The organism is Klebsiella sp. CN_Kp088, from assembly GCF_040064335.1.
Taxonomy (GTDB): domain Bacteria; phylum Pseudomonadota; class Gammaproteobacteria; order Enterobacterales; family Enterobacteriaceae; genus Klebsiella; species Klebsiella aerogenes.
In genome coordinates, this window is record NZ_JBEAIQ010000017.1 from 35,649 (window position 1) to 50,689 (window position 15,041).

A 15,041-nucleotide genomic window follows, 5' to 3' on the forward strand; every position below is an offset into this window, starting at 1 on the left:
CTTCATAATTAATGGACCTGCGCCAGATGGTTTAAATCCACCGGCTGGTCACGCTCCATGGCCTCATACAGGCGGTCATAGACGGTGGCGATGATCGCCAGGTAGTGTTCCAGCACCGCTTCGCGGGAACGGTTACTGATGCGACCGTCAATTACGCCTTCCGCATCCAGCGTCGCCTGGGCGATCAGCCGTTTGTCATCGCCATTTTTGCTTTCTACGTAGTATTCGATGGTGTGGCTGTTAAAGCCTTCCGCCAGCGCGACATATACCTGAAAGTGGCCGAACAGCACGAAGCACAGCTCTTTGTCCGGCGCGCAGCTCATCGCGTGATGCAGACGCGCTTTCGACAGGGTGATGCCCTGAACCAGCGAGTTGCAGTAGGTGTGCCACTGCTCCTGATGCTGGCGGTGACGATCGGCGATGTAGTCCGCCTTTTCACTTAATTCCCAAATTGTCATCCCGGATCCTCCCGTTACATGAGATGCACCGGTTAAGCATTTTCCATGCCAAAATTTATTTATTTGAATTTAAAGGAATTATTAAAAACTCGCGCGCCATCACGACATGTCGATGACAGCCGCACGTCGTCGTCATCGACAGTTCCCCCGCCGTTTATGGTCTCCTGGCATCGTTATTGCATATAGCCGCCATAGTATTAACGGAGGCCAACATGCACGAAATCACGCTAAGCCAGCGGGCGCTGGAAATCATTGAGCAACAGGCGCGGCAAAACGGCGCGCGCCGGGTCACCGGCGTGTGGCTGAAGGTCGGCGCGTTTTCCTGCGTGGAGGCCAGCGCCCTCACCTTCTGTTTTGAACTGGTGTGCCGCGGCACGCTGGCGGAAGGCTGCGCGCTGCACATTGCCGAGCAACAGGCCGAATGCTGGTGTGAACGCTGTCAGCAGTATGTGCATCTTGTCTCTCAGCACGTCCGCCGCTGCCCGCACTGCGATAACGACCAGTTGCAGATCGTGGCGGATGATGGCTTACAGATTCAGCGTTTAGAATTGGAGTAAAAGATTATGTGTACGACATGCGGCTGCGGAGAAGGCAACCTTTATATCGAAGGCGATGAACATAACCCGCATTCGGCGTTTCGCAGCGCCCCCTTCGCCCCCGCCCCGCGCCAGACCATGACCATCACCGGCGTGAAAACCGATAACTTCTCCCCGACCCGCAGCGCGCAAGGCGATCTGCATTACGGCCACGGCGAAGCGGGTACCCACGCGCCGGGCCAGAGCCAACGGCGGATGCTGGAAGTCGAAATCGACGTTCTGGATAAAAACAACCGCCTGGCGGCGCGCAACCGCGCGCGCTTCGCGGCGAATAACCAACTGGTGCTAAATCTGGTCTCCAGTCCCGGCTCCGGTAAAACCACCCTGCTCACCGAAACCCTGACCCGCCTGAAAGGCATCGTCGACTGCGCGGTCATTGAAGGCGATCAGCAGACGGTCAACGATGCCGCGCGCATCCGCGCCACCGGCACGCCGGCGATTCAGGTCAATACCGGCAAGGGCTGCCATCTCGATGCGCAAATGATTACCGACGCCTCTGCGCGCCTGCCGGCTGGCGATAACGGCATTCTGTTTATCGAAAACGTCGGTAACCTGGTCTGCCCGGCCAGCTTCGATCTTGGCGAACGCCATAAAGTGGCGGTGCTGTCGGTCACCGAAGGAGAAGATAAACCGCTGAAGTATCCGCATATGTTTGCCGCCGCCAGCCTGATGCTGCTCAACAAAGTCGACCTGCTGCCGTACCTCAACTTTGACGTCGAGAAGTGCCTCGCCTGCGCGCGGGAAGTGAATCCGCATATCGAGATTATTTTGCTCTCCGCCACCAGTGGCGAAGGCATGGACCAGTGGCTTAACTGGCTGGAGACGCAGCGATGTGCATAGGCATTCCGGGGCAAATTCGCACGATTGACGGCGTGGTGGCAAAGGTTGAAGTGTGCGGCATTCAGCGCGAAGTCGATCTGACGTTGGTCGGCGCCGACGACGAACAGGGCCAGCCGCGCATCGGCCAGTGGGTGCTGGTACACGTCGGGTTCGCCATGAGCGTGATTAACGAAGCCGAAGCGCGCGATACCCTCGAGGCGCTGCAAAACATGTTCGAGGTGGAACCGGACGTCGGCGCGCTGCTATACGGCGAGGAGCGATAATGCGTTTTGTTGATGAATACCGCGCGCCGGAGCAGGTGCTGCAGCTGGTCGAACATCTGCAGCAGCGCGCCCGGCTGCTGGACTACAGTGAAGCCCGCCCGCTGCGGATGATGGAGGTCTGCGGCGGCCATACCCACGCCATCTTCAAATTCGGCCTCGACCAGCTATTACCGAACAATATTGAATTTATTCACGGCCCCGGCTGCCCGGTGTGCGTCCTGCCGATGGGCCGCATTGATGCGTGTATCGAGATAGCCAGCCGTCCGGGGGTGATTTTCTGCACCTTTGGCGATGCGATGCGCGTGCCGGGAAAAAACGGGTCGCTGCTGCAGGCAAAGAGTCGCGGCGCCGATGTGCGAATCGTTTACTCGCCGATGGACGCCCTGCGGCTGGCGCAGCAGAATCCGCAGCGCGAGGTAGTTTTTTTTGGTCTCGGTTTCGAAACCACCATGCCCGCTACCGCGCTGACGCTGCGTCAGGCTCGCGAGCGCAACGTCGACAACTTCTACTTTTTCTGTCAGCACATCACCTTGCTGCCGACGCTACGCAGCCTGCTGGACCAGCCGGACAACGGTATCGATGCGTTTCTCGCCCCCGGCCACGTCAGTATGGTGATTGGCACCGACGCCTACGGTTTCATCGCCAGCGACTATCATCGGCCATTAGTCGTTGCTGGATTTGAACCAGTTGATCTACTGCAAGGCGTGATCATGCTGGTTGAGCAGAAAATAGCGCAGCGCAGTCAGGTAGAGAATCAGTACCGTCGCGTGGTGCCGGATGCCGGTAACGCGCTGGCGCAGGCGGCAATCGCCGAAGTCTTTTGCCTGAGCGGCGATAGCGAATGGCGCGGCCTGGGGACGATCAACGATTCCGGCGTTTGCCTGACGCCAGATTATCAACGCTTTGACGCCGAGGCCCATTTCCGCCCGGCGCCGCAGCGCGTTTGCGACGACCCGCGCGCCCGCTGCGGTGAAGTGCTGACCGGGCGTTGTAAACCACACCAGTGCCCGCTGTTTGGCCGCGTCTGCAATCCACAGAGCGCCTTTGGCGCGCTGATGGTCTCCTCAGAGGGCGCCTGCGCCGCCTGGTATCAATATCGCAGTCAGGAAAATAAAGCATGAAAAGCATTCAGTTAGCTCACGGTAGCGGCGGTCAGGCGATGCAGCAACTCATTGGCGAGCTGTTTATGCAGGCCTTCGCCAACCCCTGGCTGGCCGAACAGGAAGATCAGGCGCGTTTAGATCTCGCCGGGCTTGCCGCCCAGGGCGATCGGCTGGCCTTCTCAACGGACAGCTACGTTATTGACCCACTGTTTTTCCCCGGCGGCGATATCGGCAAGCTGGCGGTCTGCGGCACCGCCAACGACGTGGCGGTCAGCGGCGCCGTGCCACGCTATCTCTCCTGCGGGTTTATCCTCGAAGAGGGGCTGGAGATGGCGACGCTGGAAGCGGTGGTGCGCAGCATGGCAACTACCGCTCAGCAGGCCGGGATTGCCATTGTGACCGGCGATACCAAAGTGGTGCCGCGCGGCGCGGCAGATAAAATATTCATCAATACCGCCGGTATTGGCGCCATCCCCGGCGATATTCACTGGGGAGCGCAGCAGATTAGCGCCGGCGATGTGCTGCTGGTCAGCGGCACGCTCGGCGATCACGGCGCCACCATTCTTAACCTGCGCGAACAGCTGGGGCTGGACGGCGCGTTATCCAGCGACTGCGCGGTGCTGACGCCGCTTATCCAGACCCTGCGCGAGATTCCGGGCATTAAAGCGCTACGCGACGCCACCCGCGGCGGCGTCAACGCGGTGGCGCACGAGTTCGCCGCCGCCAGCGGCTGCGGTATCGAACTGCATGAAGCGAAGCTGCCGGTCAACGATACGGTGCGCGGCGTCTGCGAACTGCTGGGGTTGGACGCCCTGAATTTCGCCAACGAAGGTAAACTGGTGATTGCCGTCGCCAGAGAAGCCGCGCCGCGCGTACTTGAGCATTTACGGTCTCACCCGCTCGGACAGAATGCCGCGATAATTGGCGACGTTGTCGAGCGCGCCGGCGTGCGCTCTGTCGGGTTATATGGCGTTAAACGTACGCTCGATCTTCCCCACGCCGAACCGCTGCCGAGAATTTGTTAACCATTGAACCCACCCCGGATTGTGGCTTTCGCCTTATCCGGGCGACCTCAACAACGGCAACAATTGTTTTATTAACAGACTATTATTTGATTCATCTCTTTATTCTGCGCCGCGCTGCGGCGCTTTTTGGACTTAAGCAATGTCGTATACACCAATGGGCGATCTCGGGCAGCAGGGTCTGTTTGATATCACCCGTATTTTATTACAGCAGCCCGATCTGGCCGCGCTGAGTGAAACGCTAACCCGTCTGGTGCAGCAATCCGCGCTTGCCGACCGGGCGGCGATTATCTTGTGGAACCACGGCAACCATCGCGCAGCCAGGTACGCCTGCGACGACGCCGGGCAGCCGGCAAGCTACGAAGATGAAACCGTACTGGCGCACGGCCCGGTACGCCGCCTGCTGTCGCGCCCCGACGCGCTACATTGCGACAACGTGACCTTCGCTGAAACCTGGCCGCAGCTGGCCGCCAGCTGCATTTACCCGGAATTCGGCTACTACTGCCTGCTGCCGCTGGCGGCGGAAGGCCGCATCTTCGGCGGTTGTGAGTTCATCCGCGACCGCAACCGGCCATGGAGCGAAAAAGAGTACCAGCGCCTGCATACTTTCGCGCAGATTGTCGCCGTCGTCACCGAGCAGATCCAAAGCCGGGTCAGCAACAACGTCGATTACGACCTGCTGTGCCACGAGCGCGATAACTTCCGCATCCTGGTGGCCATCACCAACGCCGTCCTGTCGCGCCTCGATATTGACGAGCTGGTCAGCGAGGTGGCGAAAGAGATCCACCGCTATTTCCGCATCGACGCCATCAGCGTGGTGCTGCGCAGCAACCGCAAAGGCAAGCTTAACATCTACTCTACCCACTATCTCGACGCCAGCCATCCGGTCCACGACCAAAGCGAAGTCGATGAAGCCGGCACGCTAACCGAGCGGGTGTTTAAGAGCAAAGAGATGCTGTTACTCAATCTGCATGAGCACGACTCGCTGGCGCCGTATGAGAAAATGCTCTTCGAGATGTGGGATAACCAGATCCAGACCCTGTGCCTGTTGCCGCTCATGTCCGGCAATACGCTGCTCGGGGTACTTAAGCTGGCGCAGTGCGATGAGCAAGTATTTACCACCACCAACCTTAAACTGCTGCGGCAAATCGCCGAGCGCGTATCGATAGCTATTGATAACGCCCTCGCCTACCGCGAGATCCAGCGTCTGAAAGAACGGCTGGTGGATGAAAACCTGGCGCTCACCGAACAGCTCAACAACGTCGAAAGCGAGTTCGGCGAAATCATCGGTCGCAGCGAAGCGATGCACAGCGTGCTTAAACAGGTGGAGATGGTGGCGCAGAGCGACAGTACGGTGCTGATCCTCGGTGAAACCGGCACCGGTAAGGAACTGATTGCCCGCGCTATTCATAACCTGAGCGGGCGCAACGGCCGGCGGATGGTGAAAATGAACTGCGCGGCGATGCCCGCGGGCCTGCTGGAAAGCGATCTGTTCGGCCACGAGCGCGGCGCTTTTACCGGCGCCAGCGCCCAGCGCATCGGCCGTTTCGAACTAGCGGACAAAAGCTCGCTGTTCCTCGATGAGGTCGGCGATATGCCGCTGGAGCTGCAGCCGAAGCTGCTGCGCGTTCTCCAGGAGCAGGAATTCGAACGCCTGGGCAGTAATAAACTGATTCAGACCGATGTACGGCTGATCGCCGCCACCAACCGCGATCTCAAACAGATGGTTATCGATCGTGAATTCCGCAGCGATCTTTACTATCGGCTCAATGTGTTCCCGATCCACCTGCCGCCGCTGCGCGAACGGCCGGACGATATTCCGCTGCTGGTGAAAGCGTTCACCTTCAAAATCGCCCGCCGTCTGGGGCGCAACATCGACAGTATTCCGGCGGAGACCCTGCGTACGCTTTCGCGCATGGAGTGGCCGGGCAACGTGCGCGAGCTGGAAAACGTCGTCGAGCGCGCGGTGTTGTTAACCCGCGGCAACGTACTGCAACTGTCGCTGCCGGAAATGCATATTGAACAGGAGACGCTGGCGCCGGAAGTGCTGCCGGAGGAAGGCGAAGATGAATATCAGCTGATCGTCCGGGTATTGAAAGAGAGCAACGGCGTGGTGGCCGGGCCAAAAGGCGCCGCCCAGCGCCTGGGGCTCAAGCGCACGACGCTGCTGTCGCGCATGAAGCGTTTAGGCATTAATAAGGATCGGTTAGTCTAGCCCGGCGATATGTCTCTAATGGCTTAAGGATTCTCCCGGAGGCGGCGCATTGCGCCTTCTCCGGGCTACCAAATCGCGCGGGACCGTAGGTCGGATAAGCGTAGCGCCATCCGACAAAATAACGGCACAACCGCTTGCGCTCTCCCCGGTGGCGCTTACGCTTACCGGGGCTACCAAATCGCGCACGGACCGTAGGTCGGATAAGCGTAGCGCCATCCGACAAAATAACGGCGCGACCAATCGAATACCGGACCGCCCCTGGGTTAAACCCCCTCACAATCCTTCTCAACCTAATCATTACCCCAACATCTAAATAAGAATTATTTTCATTTATAAATAGCTTGTGCTATATAACATAGCAAAGGCTATAAACGATGATTAATTAATCGCAATACCGTGAGGGATCCTATGACGCATCTGCCGCCGTTCAAGTGCCTGTTGTTCTCCGCCGCATTAGCGCTGCTTGCCATCGCCCCCGCTCAGGCGCAAGAAAAATTTAAAGTCATTACCACCTTCACCGTGATCGCCGATATGGCGCAGAACGTCGCCGGCGACGCCGCCGATGTCAGCTCAATCACCAAGCCGGGCGCGGAAATTCACGAATATCAACCGACGCCGGGCGATATCAAACGCGCGCAGGGGGCGAAGCTTATTCTCGCCAACGGTCTCAACCTCGAACTGTGGTTCGCCCGTTTTTATCAGCATCTGAACGGCGTACCGGAAGTCGTGGTCAGCAACGGTATTCAGCCGATGGGTATCAGCGATGGCCCCTACAACGGCAAACCCAACCCACACGCGTGGATGTCGGCGGATAATGCGCTGATCTACGTCGATAACATTCGCGATGCGCTGGTGAAATACGATCCCGTCAATGCCGACACCTATCGCCGTAACGCCGAGGCCTACAAAGAGAAGATCCGCCAGACCATGGCGCCGCTGAAGGCCGAACTGGCGAAACTGCCGGCGGACAAACGCTGGCTGGTCACCAGCGAAGGCGCATTCTCCTATCTGGCGCGCGATAACGGCCTGCAGGAGCGTTATCTGTGGCCGATTAACGCCGACCAGCAGGGCACGCCGCAGCAGGTGCGTAAAACCATCGACACCATGAAGAAGGAGCATATCCCGACCATCTTCAGTGAAAGCACCATCTCCGACAAACCGGCGCGACAGGTCGCCCGTGAAGCCGGCGCCCACTATGGCGGCGTACTGTATGTTGACTCACTGAGCGCCGCCGACGGCCCGGTGCCGACCTATCTTGACCTGCTGCGCGTCACCACCGAAACCATCGTCAAAGGGATCAACGATGGCCTGAGGAAACAGTCATGATTGCGCCACAAGCGGGACTTATCGTCGACCAGGTCACGGTGACCTATCGCAACGGCCACACCGCCCTGCGCGATGCCTCGTTCAGCGTACCGCGCGGATCGATTGCCGCGCTGGTGGGGGTCAACGGCTCCGGTAAATCGACGTTGTTCAAAGCGCTGATGGGCTTCGTGCGCGTCGGCCACGGCGATATCGCCATTCTCGGCCAGCCGGTCAACCGCGCGCTTCGGCAAAATCTTGTTGCCTACGTACCGCAATCGGAAGAGGTGGACTGGTCTTTTCCGGTGCTGGTGGAAGATGTAGTAATGATGGGCCGCTATGGCCATATGGGCTGGCTGCGGCGGGCGAAGCCCCGCGACCGGCAGATTGTTGATGCCGCGCTGGCCCGCGTAGGGATGAGCGAATACCGCAAAAGACAAATTGGCGAGCTCTCCGGCGGGCAGAAAAAGCGCGTGTTCCTCGCCCGCGCCATTGCTCAGGAAGGCAAAGTGATCCTGCTCGATGAGCCGTTTACCGGCGTCGATGTGCAGACCGAGGCGCGGATCATTGCCCTGCTGCGAGAACTGCGCGACGAAGGCTGTACCATGCTGGTTTCTACCCATAACCTCGGTTCAGTCAGCGAATTTTGCGATTACACGGTGATGGTGAAAGGCACCGTGCTGGCCAGCGGCCCGACGGAGACCACCTTCACCGCCGAGAACCTGGAGCTGGCCTTCAGCGGCGTGTTGCGTCACGTCACGCTCACCGGCGCGGAAGAGCGCATTATCACCGACGATGAGCGACCGTTTATCAGCCATCGCGCGGCGGGGGACCAATGATGAGCTGGCTGCTGGAGCCGTTTGGCTATCAATACATGCTCAACGCGATGTGGGTCTCGGCATTAGTCGGCGGCGTCTGCGCCTTTCTCTCCTGCTACCTGATGCTCAAAGGCTGGTCGCTGATTGGCGACGCCCTCTCCCACTCGATCGTTCCCGGCGTCGCCGGCGCTTATATGCTCGGCCTGCCCTTTGCGCTGGGCGCGTTTCTCTCCGGCGGCCTGGCGGCAGGCAGCATGCTGTTTCTTAACCAGCGTTCGCGGCTTAAAGAGGACGCCATCATCGGGCTGATTTTCTCCTCGTTTTTCGGCATCGGTCTGTTTATGGTGTCGCTGAATCCGACCTCGGTGAACATTCAAACTATTATTCTCGGCAATATTCTCGCCATCGCTCCGGAGGATATTATCCAGCTGGCGGCAATTGGCTTTATTTCGATGGCGATCCTGTTGCTGAAGTGGAAAGACCTGATGGTCACCTTCTTCGATGAGAACCATGCCCGCTCGATTGGCCTTAACACCAGCGGCCTGAAGCTGCTGTTTTTCACCCTGCTGGCCGCCTGCACCGTGGCGGCGCTGCAAACCGTAGGCGCGTTTTTGGTCATCTGTCTGGTCGTGACGCCCGGCGCCACCGCCTGGCTGTTAACCGACCGCTTCCCGCGTCTGCTGGCCATTGCCGTCGCTATCGGCAGCCTGACCAGCTTCTTCGGCGCATGGCTGAGCTACTACCTTGATGGCGCCACCGGCGGCATCATCGTGGTGGCGCAGACGCTGCTGTTCTTAGCTACCTTTGTCTTCGCGCCGAAGCACGGCCTGCTGGCCAACCGCCGCCGCGCCAGGGAGGCCTCATGCTAACGATGCTCCTTGAACCATTACAGTTCCCGTTTATGGTCAACGCGATGCTGGTGGTGACGATCGTCGCCGTCCCCTGCGCGCTGCTGTCGGTATTTCTGGTATTAAAAGGCTGGGCGCTGATGGGCGATGCCATGAGCCACGCGGTGTTTCCCGGCGTGGTGGTGGCCTACATTATCGGCATCCCCTTCGCCATCGGCGCGTTTATTGCCGGCTTATTCTGCGCCGTCGCCACCGGTTTTCTCGACGATAACAGCCGCATCAAGCGCGATACCATCATGGGGATCGTCTTCTCGGGGATGTTCGGCGCCGGGCTGGTGCTGTACGTGGCGATTCAATCCGAGGTCCATCTCGACCATATTCTGTTTGGCGATATGCTGGGAATATCCGCCAGCGATATCGGGCAAACGGCGGTGATTGCGCTGGCGATTGCGCTGATTATCGGGCTAAAGTGGCGCGATTTTTTACTGCACGCCTTTGATCCCAATCAGGCCAAAGCCAGCGGCCTGCGCTGCGGGCTGCTGCATTATGGTCTGCTGTGCATGATCGCGCTGACTATCGTCGCGACGTTAAAGTCGGTGGGGATTATTCTGTCGATTTCGCTGCTGATAGCGCCCGGCGCTATCGCCCTGCTGCTGACGCGGCGCTTTGTCAGCGCATTATTGCTGGCAACGGTAATCGCCGTGGGCTGTTCGCTGGCGGGCGTCTGGCTGTCGTTTTATCTCGATAGCGCGCCGGCGCCAACCATCGTGGTGCTATTTACCGCGCTGTTCGTGCTGGCCTTTGTCGCCAGTACTATCCGTGACGGTCAGAAACAAAGGGCGTCAGCAACGATCTCCGATGGCGGCTAACGCCTTAGCGGGGCGACAAAAAACGCGAATGCCAGGAGCTGTAGCCCTGCTAAGCGCAGCGCGAGCAGGGAGAATTGTCGGATGGCGCTACGCTTATCCGACCTACAGTCTGTGCGGCCTGCCTTTAATTTATTCACCATGCTGGCTGAAACTGCCGGTGTTGATGGGCCTCAAAATCGCTGAGACGTTCCCGGAAGGCCGGGGCAGCCCGCATGGATGCGGGCTGAGGGCCGTGACTTGCAGGGACGCAGCCTCGGCCCGACCCGAAGCCTGTAGGGATAAGTCGAAGGAACCACGAAGTGGCGATTTTGGCGGCCAAAGCCCGGGAGTACAGAGGGCGGCGGCGACTGGCCGCCCTCTGTGCGCTCCCTGCGCCACGGAAAACATATTGCATAAAAATCAAACGGGAGCGCAATATCCTCTGAAGCGACACGCGATAAACGTTTTTTCTCAAGCGAAAAAGTTGCAAACCGATAGCAGTATCTACGATCCTTTAACCGCAATCCCCGGTGCCGACGAAGCGCAGCGCAAACCGTGGAAAGGCCGCTATTTTTTCGGCCGGTATTTTTCTGGCAGCTCCGGCACCGGCCGCCTGTCGTCAATCAGGTGACGAATGGTCAGAATCGGATGCCGCCAGAGCATCCGCGGCCCGGCCCAGCGCATGATCCGCTTCATCTCTTCTCGCTTCGCCGGCTGATAGCAGTGTACCGGACACTGTTTACAGGCCGGCTTCTCTTCGCCAAATACGCACTTATCCAGCCGCTTGTCGGCGTAAGCGTTAAGCGCCAGGTAATGTTCGCCGTCGTTGCGCGCATCCGGGCAGCGGCGCTGATAAAGCCTGATCATATTGCCGATAGTCTTCTTTTCGCGATCGATGCGTTTGCCCATGTCACAGCCTCAAGCCAATAAGATGCATTGATTATACACCTTTGTATCTGTCAGGGCATCTCACTGCTTCAGATGCTGGATTAACTGCAGCGCGGCTCCGGATAACACGCCAAAATGGCTCCAGGCATAGAAATCTCGGACAAACACGCTGCCCTCCGCCTCCAGCGGGCGCAACAATCCAAGCTTCTCTTCCAGTCGATAGACGGGGGCAGGCATTGACGTTAAAAGATCGCTCTCAGCGATAAAGGATTTTATCGCCGCGGATGAAGCGCACTCGATAATAGGAACCGGACAGGGTAACTGATGCGAGCGAAAAATATCTTCAAGGATAAGCATCGGCGTGCTTAATGGCGGCGGCATGATCCACGGATAATCCAGCATCGCCGCAAGCGACAGACGTTTTTCTTTTTGTAGCGGATGGCCTGGCCTTGAAATGATACAAATACGATCCTGCCAGTTAATTTTTCCACGAACTACGATTTTATCGTCGTGCGGTAAAGGCCCGCAGAGGGCGATATCAATTTCATGCATCAGCAGCAACTTAAACAACTCTGAGTCAATGCGGTCGAATATTTTGATGTGTATCTGGGGATGGCGTTTATGAAAGGCGGCTAATTTATCAATAAAATGGCTGGTTAACAGACTGGATACGCAGCCGATTCTCAAAATCCCCTTGCCCGCCCCGCGGATCAGCGCCATCTCCTCTCTGGCCTTGTTCTCCGTATTCAACATTGTCATGGCATAGGGTAAAAACGCGCTGCCATACTCGCTTAACGCCATTCCATGCTTATGTCGTTCAAATAAGGTGGCATTCAGATCCTCCTCCAGGGTCAGCAATAATCGGCTGAGCCCGGATTGCGTAATCCCCATTTTCTCCGCAGCCAGGGTTAAATTTCCTTCGCTGGCGACGGTAAGAAAGGCTTGTATCTGTTTAATTTTCATAGCCATGACAATTACTCATTGAACGAATTATTTTTACATTTCCCTGACGCTTCTTTTTGCGTCAAGAATGCAGTAAGCAACGAAAAAAATGAATAGTGCAACAGCGGCGCATTTCCGTGGGAAACACTATCAATATTTATAGATCAACACCCTGACCCTAACGATAATTTATAATGAGAATAAATCACTATGACACAGAACAACATTCTATTAATCCTCGGCGCTATTTTACCCGTTATCATTACCGTTCTCATTGGCTATATCAGCGGTAAACGCAAAGACTTCAACTGGCAGCAGGCTGGTGATATTAATAAAATTGTGATGCTGTATGCTTTACCGCTGAGTATTTTCAGTAATATGGTCATGACGCCGCGGCATATCGTGATGAGCATGGGGCCGGTCGCTATCGCCATTATCCTGGCGCTAATTCTGAGTTTCCTTATTCCCTTAGCTATCGCCCGTTATATCTGTAAACGCTCCCTGGCGCTCAGTACCCTACAGGCTCTGGCCATCGGCTCGCCGGCCGTTCCCTTCATTGGCACCTCGGTACTGGCTTTTTTATTCGGTACCGTCAGCGCCTCACTCATTACTGTTTCCAGTATTACGCAAAATGTCTTCCAGCTCCCGCTGGTGATGATTCTGATGTCCGTTGCAACGGGGGATAAAAGCCAGAATATCTCTTTTGCCACGCGGGTCATCAACGCCATCAAGCAGCCGGTGGTATGGTCGCCGGTTGTCGCGCTGATATTAGTATTAATGGATATTCATATTCCAGAAACCGTATCAATGTCGCTAGGTCTGCTGGGTAAGGCCTCCGGCGGACTGGCGCTGTTTGCCGCAGGCATCGTGCTTTATACTCGCAGCATTGTCATCACCTCCGCCACCATTATTACCGTCATCGCCCGTAATATTCTGGTGCCCGGCGCCTGCTACCTCATTTTGTTGAAAATGGGTTTCAGCATGGAGCAAATAAAACAAGTGGTATTAACGATGGCGATTCCTGTGGGCTCGATCGCCATTATTATCGCCATGCAATATAAGTCCGGCGAGCAAGAAATGGCCTCGACCATGGCGCTAAGTATTATTACTTCCATCATTACGATGGGCGCATTTATTTTCCTGACCTTTTAATCACGGCGATAACATCGCGTTAATCCGGAGAGAATATGACTTCTATCACTGTATCGGCCGCTGAATTATTACTGCACCGGCTTCAGGCCCTCGACGTGGCCTATATTTTTATTAATTCGGGTACCGATTATCCCCCGGTTATTGAAGCGTGGGCCAAAATGCGTGCTACGGGACAACAGGTACCGGAGCTGGTGATATGTCCCCACGAGAACGCCGCTATTGGCATGGCCCATGGCTATTATCTCGGGAGCGGGAAAGTGCAGGCCGTCATGGTTCACACTAACGTAGGCCTGGCCAATGCCGCCTGCGGCGTCATCAATCTGGCCAACAGCAATATTCCGGTACTGATTTTTGGCGGACGTACGCCAATTAGCGAGCATTCACACTTTGGTTGTCGCAACACGCCGATTGGCTACGGCCAGGAGATGCGCGATCAAGCGGCGCTCATTCGCGAGTCGGTGAAATGGGACTTTGAATTACGCATTGCCGATCAGATCGGCGAGCATGTTGACAGAGCATGGGCGATAGCCCGTTCATTGCCAAAGGGGCCGGTGTATTTGAGCCTGCCGCGCGAGCCGCTATGCGAAACGTTCACGATCGATGAACAAGCGCTTCATGCCGAACCAACCCAACAGCCGGTACGCTACGCGCCAACGCGAGCGGATATTGCCAGCGCCGCCGACGCGATAGCCAATGCCATGCAGCCGGTCATCTTCGCCCAGCGCGGCGCAAGAACGTCTGGTGGATTTGCGCGGCTCAATACCCTGGTTAAGGAGTGGGCTATTCCGGTGGTGGAATACTGGGGTACTGAAGTCACCCTTAGTAGCGACAATCCTATGCTGGCCGGCAGCGATCCCGAAGGCTGGCTTTCTGCCGCCGACGTCATCATCGTTATCGACTCACAGGCCCCGTGGATCATCGAAGAAAGCCGCTGCAACGACAGCTGTAAGGTGATCCAGATCGGCCCCGATCCGCTTTTTTCCCGCTACCCCGTCCGCGGTTATCGCGCCGATATTAACCTGGCCGGAGAAACCGACGAGGTATTCGAACTTTTACAAGAGGCGCTCCAGCCGCATGTGGCGGCGAAGCAACGGCAGGTGGCTGAACGTGAAAAGCATGTGCTTAACCTGATACAACACGCGAAGAACCAACGTGAAGCCCTCCTCCACGCCAACCAAAAAGGGGCGATTGGCAAACCCTGGATGAGTTACTGTCTGGGTCAGCTTGCCAATCAACATCAGGGGAAGATCGTCTCTGAACTGACAACAATGCCGCAGTTTGCCGGCCTGACTCAGGCGGACAGTTATTATCAGGAAGCGCTGGCGGGCGGTCTGGGTGAAGCGTTGCCCATCGCCTTAGGGCTGCAGCTCGCCCGGCGGGGTGAGCTTATCATCGCCGCCGTTGGCGACGGCTCCTATCTCTTTGCCAATCCGGCGGTGTGTCATCACATCGCGGAAGTGATGAAGCTTCCCGTACTGGTGGTGGTCGGCAACAATGGCGGCTGGGGAGCGGTGGCGGGCGGCACCCGGGCGCTCTATCCCGACGGCTATGCTGCTAAAATGGACGCGATCCCGGCCACCGCGTTCTCGTCGTCGCCAGATTTCGCCGCGCTCGCCGCCTCCAGCCGCGCGGCTGCGCTGACGGTTTCGCTGGCGGAAGATCTCCCCGGGGTACTGGAAGAGGCGGTCGCTATTATTCGCACTCGCCGACAAAGCGTACTGGTCAACGTTGAACTAGGACGTTAAT

Annotated in this window: 15 protein-coding genes; 12 read left to right on the forward strand and 3 right to left on the reverse strand. The window is 57.4% G+C overall.

Annotation, left to right across the window (positions count from 1 at the left end):
• Positions 1–8: 8 nt before the first annotated feature.
• A complete protein-coding gene (gene hycA, locus ABLV08_RS08780) occupies positions 9–458 on the reverse strand; it encodes a formate hydrogenlyase regulator HycA (protein ID WP_015703262.1) in 450 nt (149 codons plus the stop codon).
• Positions 459–670: 212 nt separating this feature from the next.
• Between hycA and hypA the strand changes: the two genes are divergently transcribed.
• The 10 genes from hypA (at position 671) to ABLV08_RS08830 (ending at position 10,334) form a co-directional block, all read left to right on the forward strand.
• Positions 671–1,015: a hydrogenase maturation nickel metallochaperone HypA gene (gene hypA, locus ABLV08_RS08785; protein WP_015370023.1), complete on the forward strand. Its 345-nt coding sequence runs from the start codon at positions 671–673 to the stop codon at positions 1,013–1,015.
• 6 nt (positions 1,016–1,021) lie between these two features.
• Positions 1,022–1,894, forward strand: coding sequence for a hydrogenase nickel incorporation protein HypB (gene hypB, locus ABLV08_RS08790; RefSeq protein ID WP_015703263.1), 873 nt, complete (start codon positions 1,022–1,024; stop codon positions 1,892–1,894).
• Complete coding sequence (locus ABLV08_RS08795) at positions 1,885–2,157, forward strand: HypC/HybG/HupF family hydrogenase formation chaperone (protein ID WP_348855762.1); 273 nt, start codon at positions 1,885–1,887, stop codon at positions 2,155–2,157. The genes hypB and ABLV08_RS08795 overlap by 10 nt, the downstream gene beginning before the upstream one ends.
• The gene (gene hypD / locus ABLV08_RS08800) at positions 2,157–3,278 is read left to right on the forward strand and encodes a hydrogenase formation protein HypD (protein ID WP_020078097.1); all 1,122 of its coding nucleotides are present in this window, start codon (positions 2,157–2,159) and stop codon (positions 3,276–3,278) included. Before ABLV08_RS08795 ends, hypD begins: the two co-directional genes overlap by 1 nt.
• Positions 3,275–4,285: a hydrogenase expression/formation protein HypE gene (hypE, locus tag ABLV08_RS08805; protein ID WP_015703266.1), complete on the forward strand. Its 1,011-nt coding sequence runs from the start codon at positions 3,275–3,277 to the stop codon at positions 4,283–4,285. The genes hypD and hypE overlap by 4 nt, the downstream gene beginning before the upstream one ends.
• A gap of 139 nt (positions 4,286–4,424) precedes the next feature.
• Positions 4,425–6,497: a formate hydrogenlyase transcriptional activator FlhA gene (gene flhA, locus ABLV08_RS08810; protein WP_045361365.1), complete on the forward strand. Its 2,073-nt coding sequence runs from the start codon at positions 4,425–4,427 to the stop codon at positions 6,495–6,497.
• A 408-nt stretch (positions 6,498–6,905) separates the two neighbouring features.
• Positions 6,906–7,823, forward strand: coding sequence for a metal ABC transporter substrate-binding protein (locus ABLV08_RS08815; protein ID WP_015370017.1), 918 nt, complete (start codon positions 6,906–6,908; stop codon positions 7,821–7,823).
• A complete protein-coding gene (locus ABLV08_RS08820) occupies positions 7,820–8,638 on the forward strand; it encodes a manganese/iron ABC transporter ATP-binding protein (protein WP_348855763.1) in 819 nt (272 codons plus the stop codon). The genes ABLV08_RS08815 and ABLV08_RS08820 overlap by 4 nt, the downstream gene beginning before the upstream one ends.
• Positions 8,638–9,486, forward strand: a complete 849-nt coding sequence (gene sitC / locus ABLV08_RS08825) for an iron/manganese ABC transporter permease subunit SitC (RefSeq protein ID WP_015370015.1) — start codon at positions 8,638–8,640, stop codon at positions 9,484–9,486. Before ABLV08_RS08820 ends, sitC begins: the two co-directional genes overlap by 1 nt.
• Entirely contained in the window at positions 9,480–10,334 is an 855-nt protein-coding gene (locus ABLV08_RS08830) for a metal ABC transporter permease (protein WP_047076825.1), read from the forward strand. Before sitC ends, ABLV08_RS08830 begins: the two co-directional genes overlap by 7 nt.
• A 546-nt stretch (positions 10,335–10,880) precedes the next feature.
• On the opposite strand, the gene ABLV08_RS08835 is transcribed toward ABLV08_RS08830, so the two are convergent.
• Both ABLV08_RS08835 and ABLV08_RS08840 read right to left on the reverse strand, forming a co-directional pair.
• Positions 10,881–11,222 (reverse strand): nitrous oxide-stimulated promoter family protein, encoded by a 342-nt coding sequence (locus ABLV08_RS08835; protein WP_015370013.1) that lies wholly within the window; start codon positions 11,220–11,222, stop codon positions 10,881–10,883.
• Between the two features lie 60 nt (positions 11,223–11,282).
• Positions 11,283–12,170 carry a LysR family transcriptional regulator gene (locus tag ABLV08_RS08840; protein ID WP_015370012.1) on the reverse strand — a complete coding sequence of 296 codons (888 nt, stop codon included), beginning with the start codon at positions 12,168–12,170 and terminating at the stop codon, positions 11,283–11,285.
• A 183-nt stretch (positions 12,171–12,353) separates the two neighbouring features.
• On the opposite strand from ABLV08_RS08840, the gene ABLV08_RS08845 reads away from it, so the two are divergent.
• A complete protein-coding gene (locus ABLV08_RS08845; RefSeq protein ID WP_015370011.1) occupies positions 12,354–13,295 on the forward strand; it encodes an AEC family transporter in 942 nt (313 codons plus the stop codon).
• Positions 13,296–13,330: 35 nt separating this feature from the next.
• Positions 13,331–15,040, forward strand: coding sequence for a thiamine pyrophosphate-requiring protein (locus tag ABLV08_RS08850; RefSeq protein ID WP_045361369.1), 1,710 nt, complete (start codon positions 13,331–13,333; stop codon positions 15,038–15,040).
• The last annotated feature ends 1 nt before the right edge of the window (position 15,041 follow it).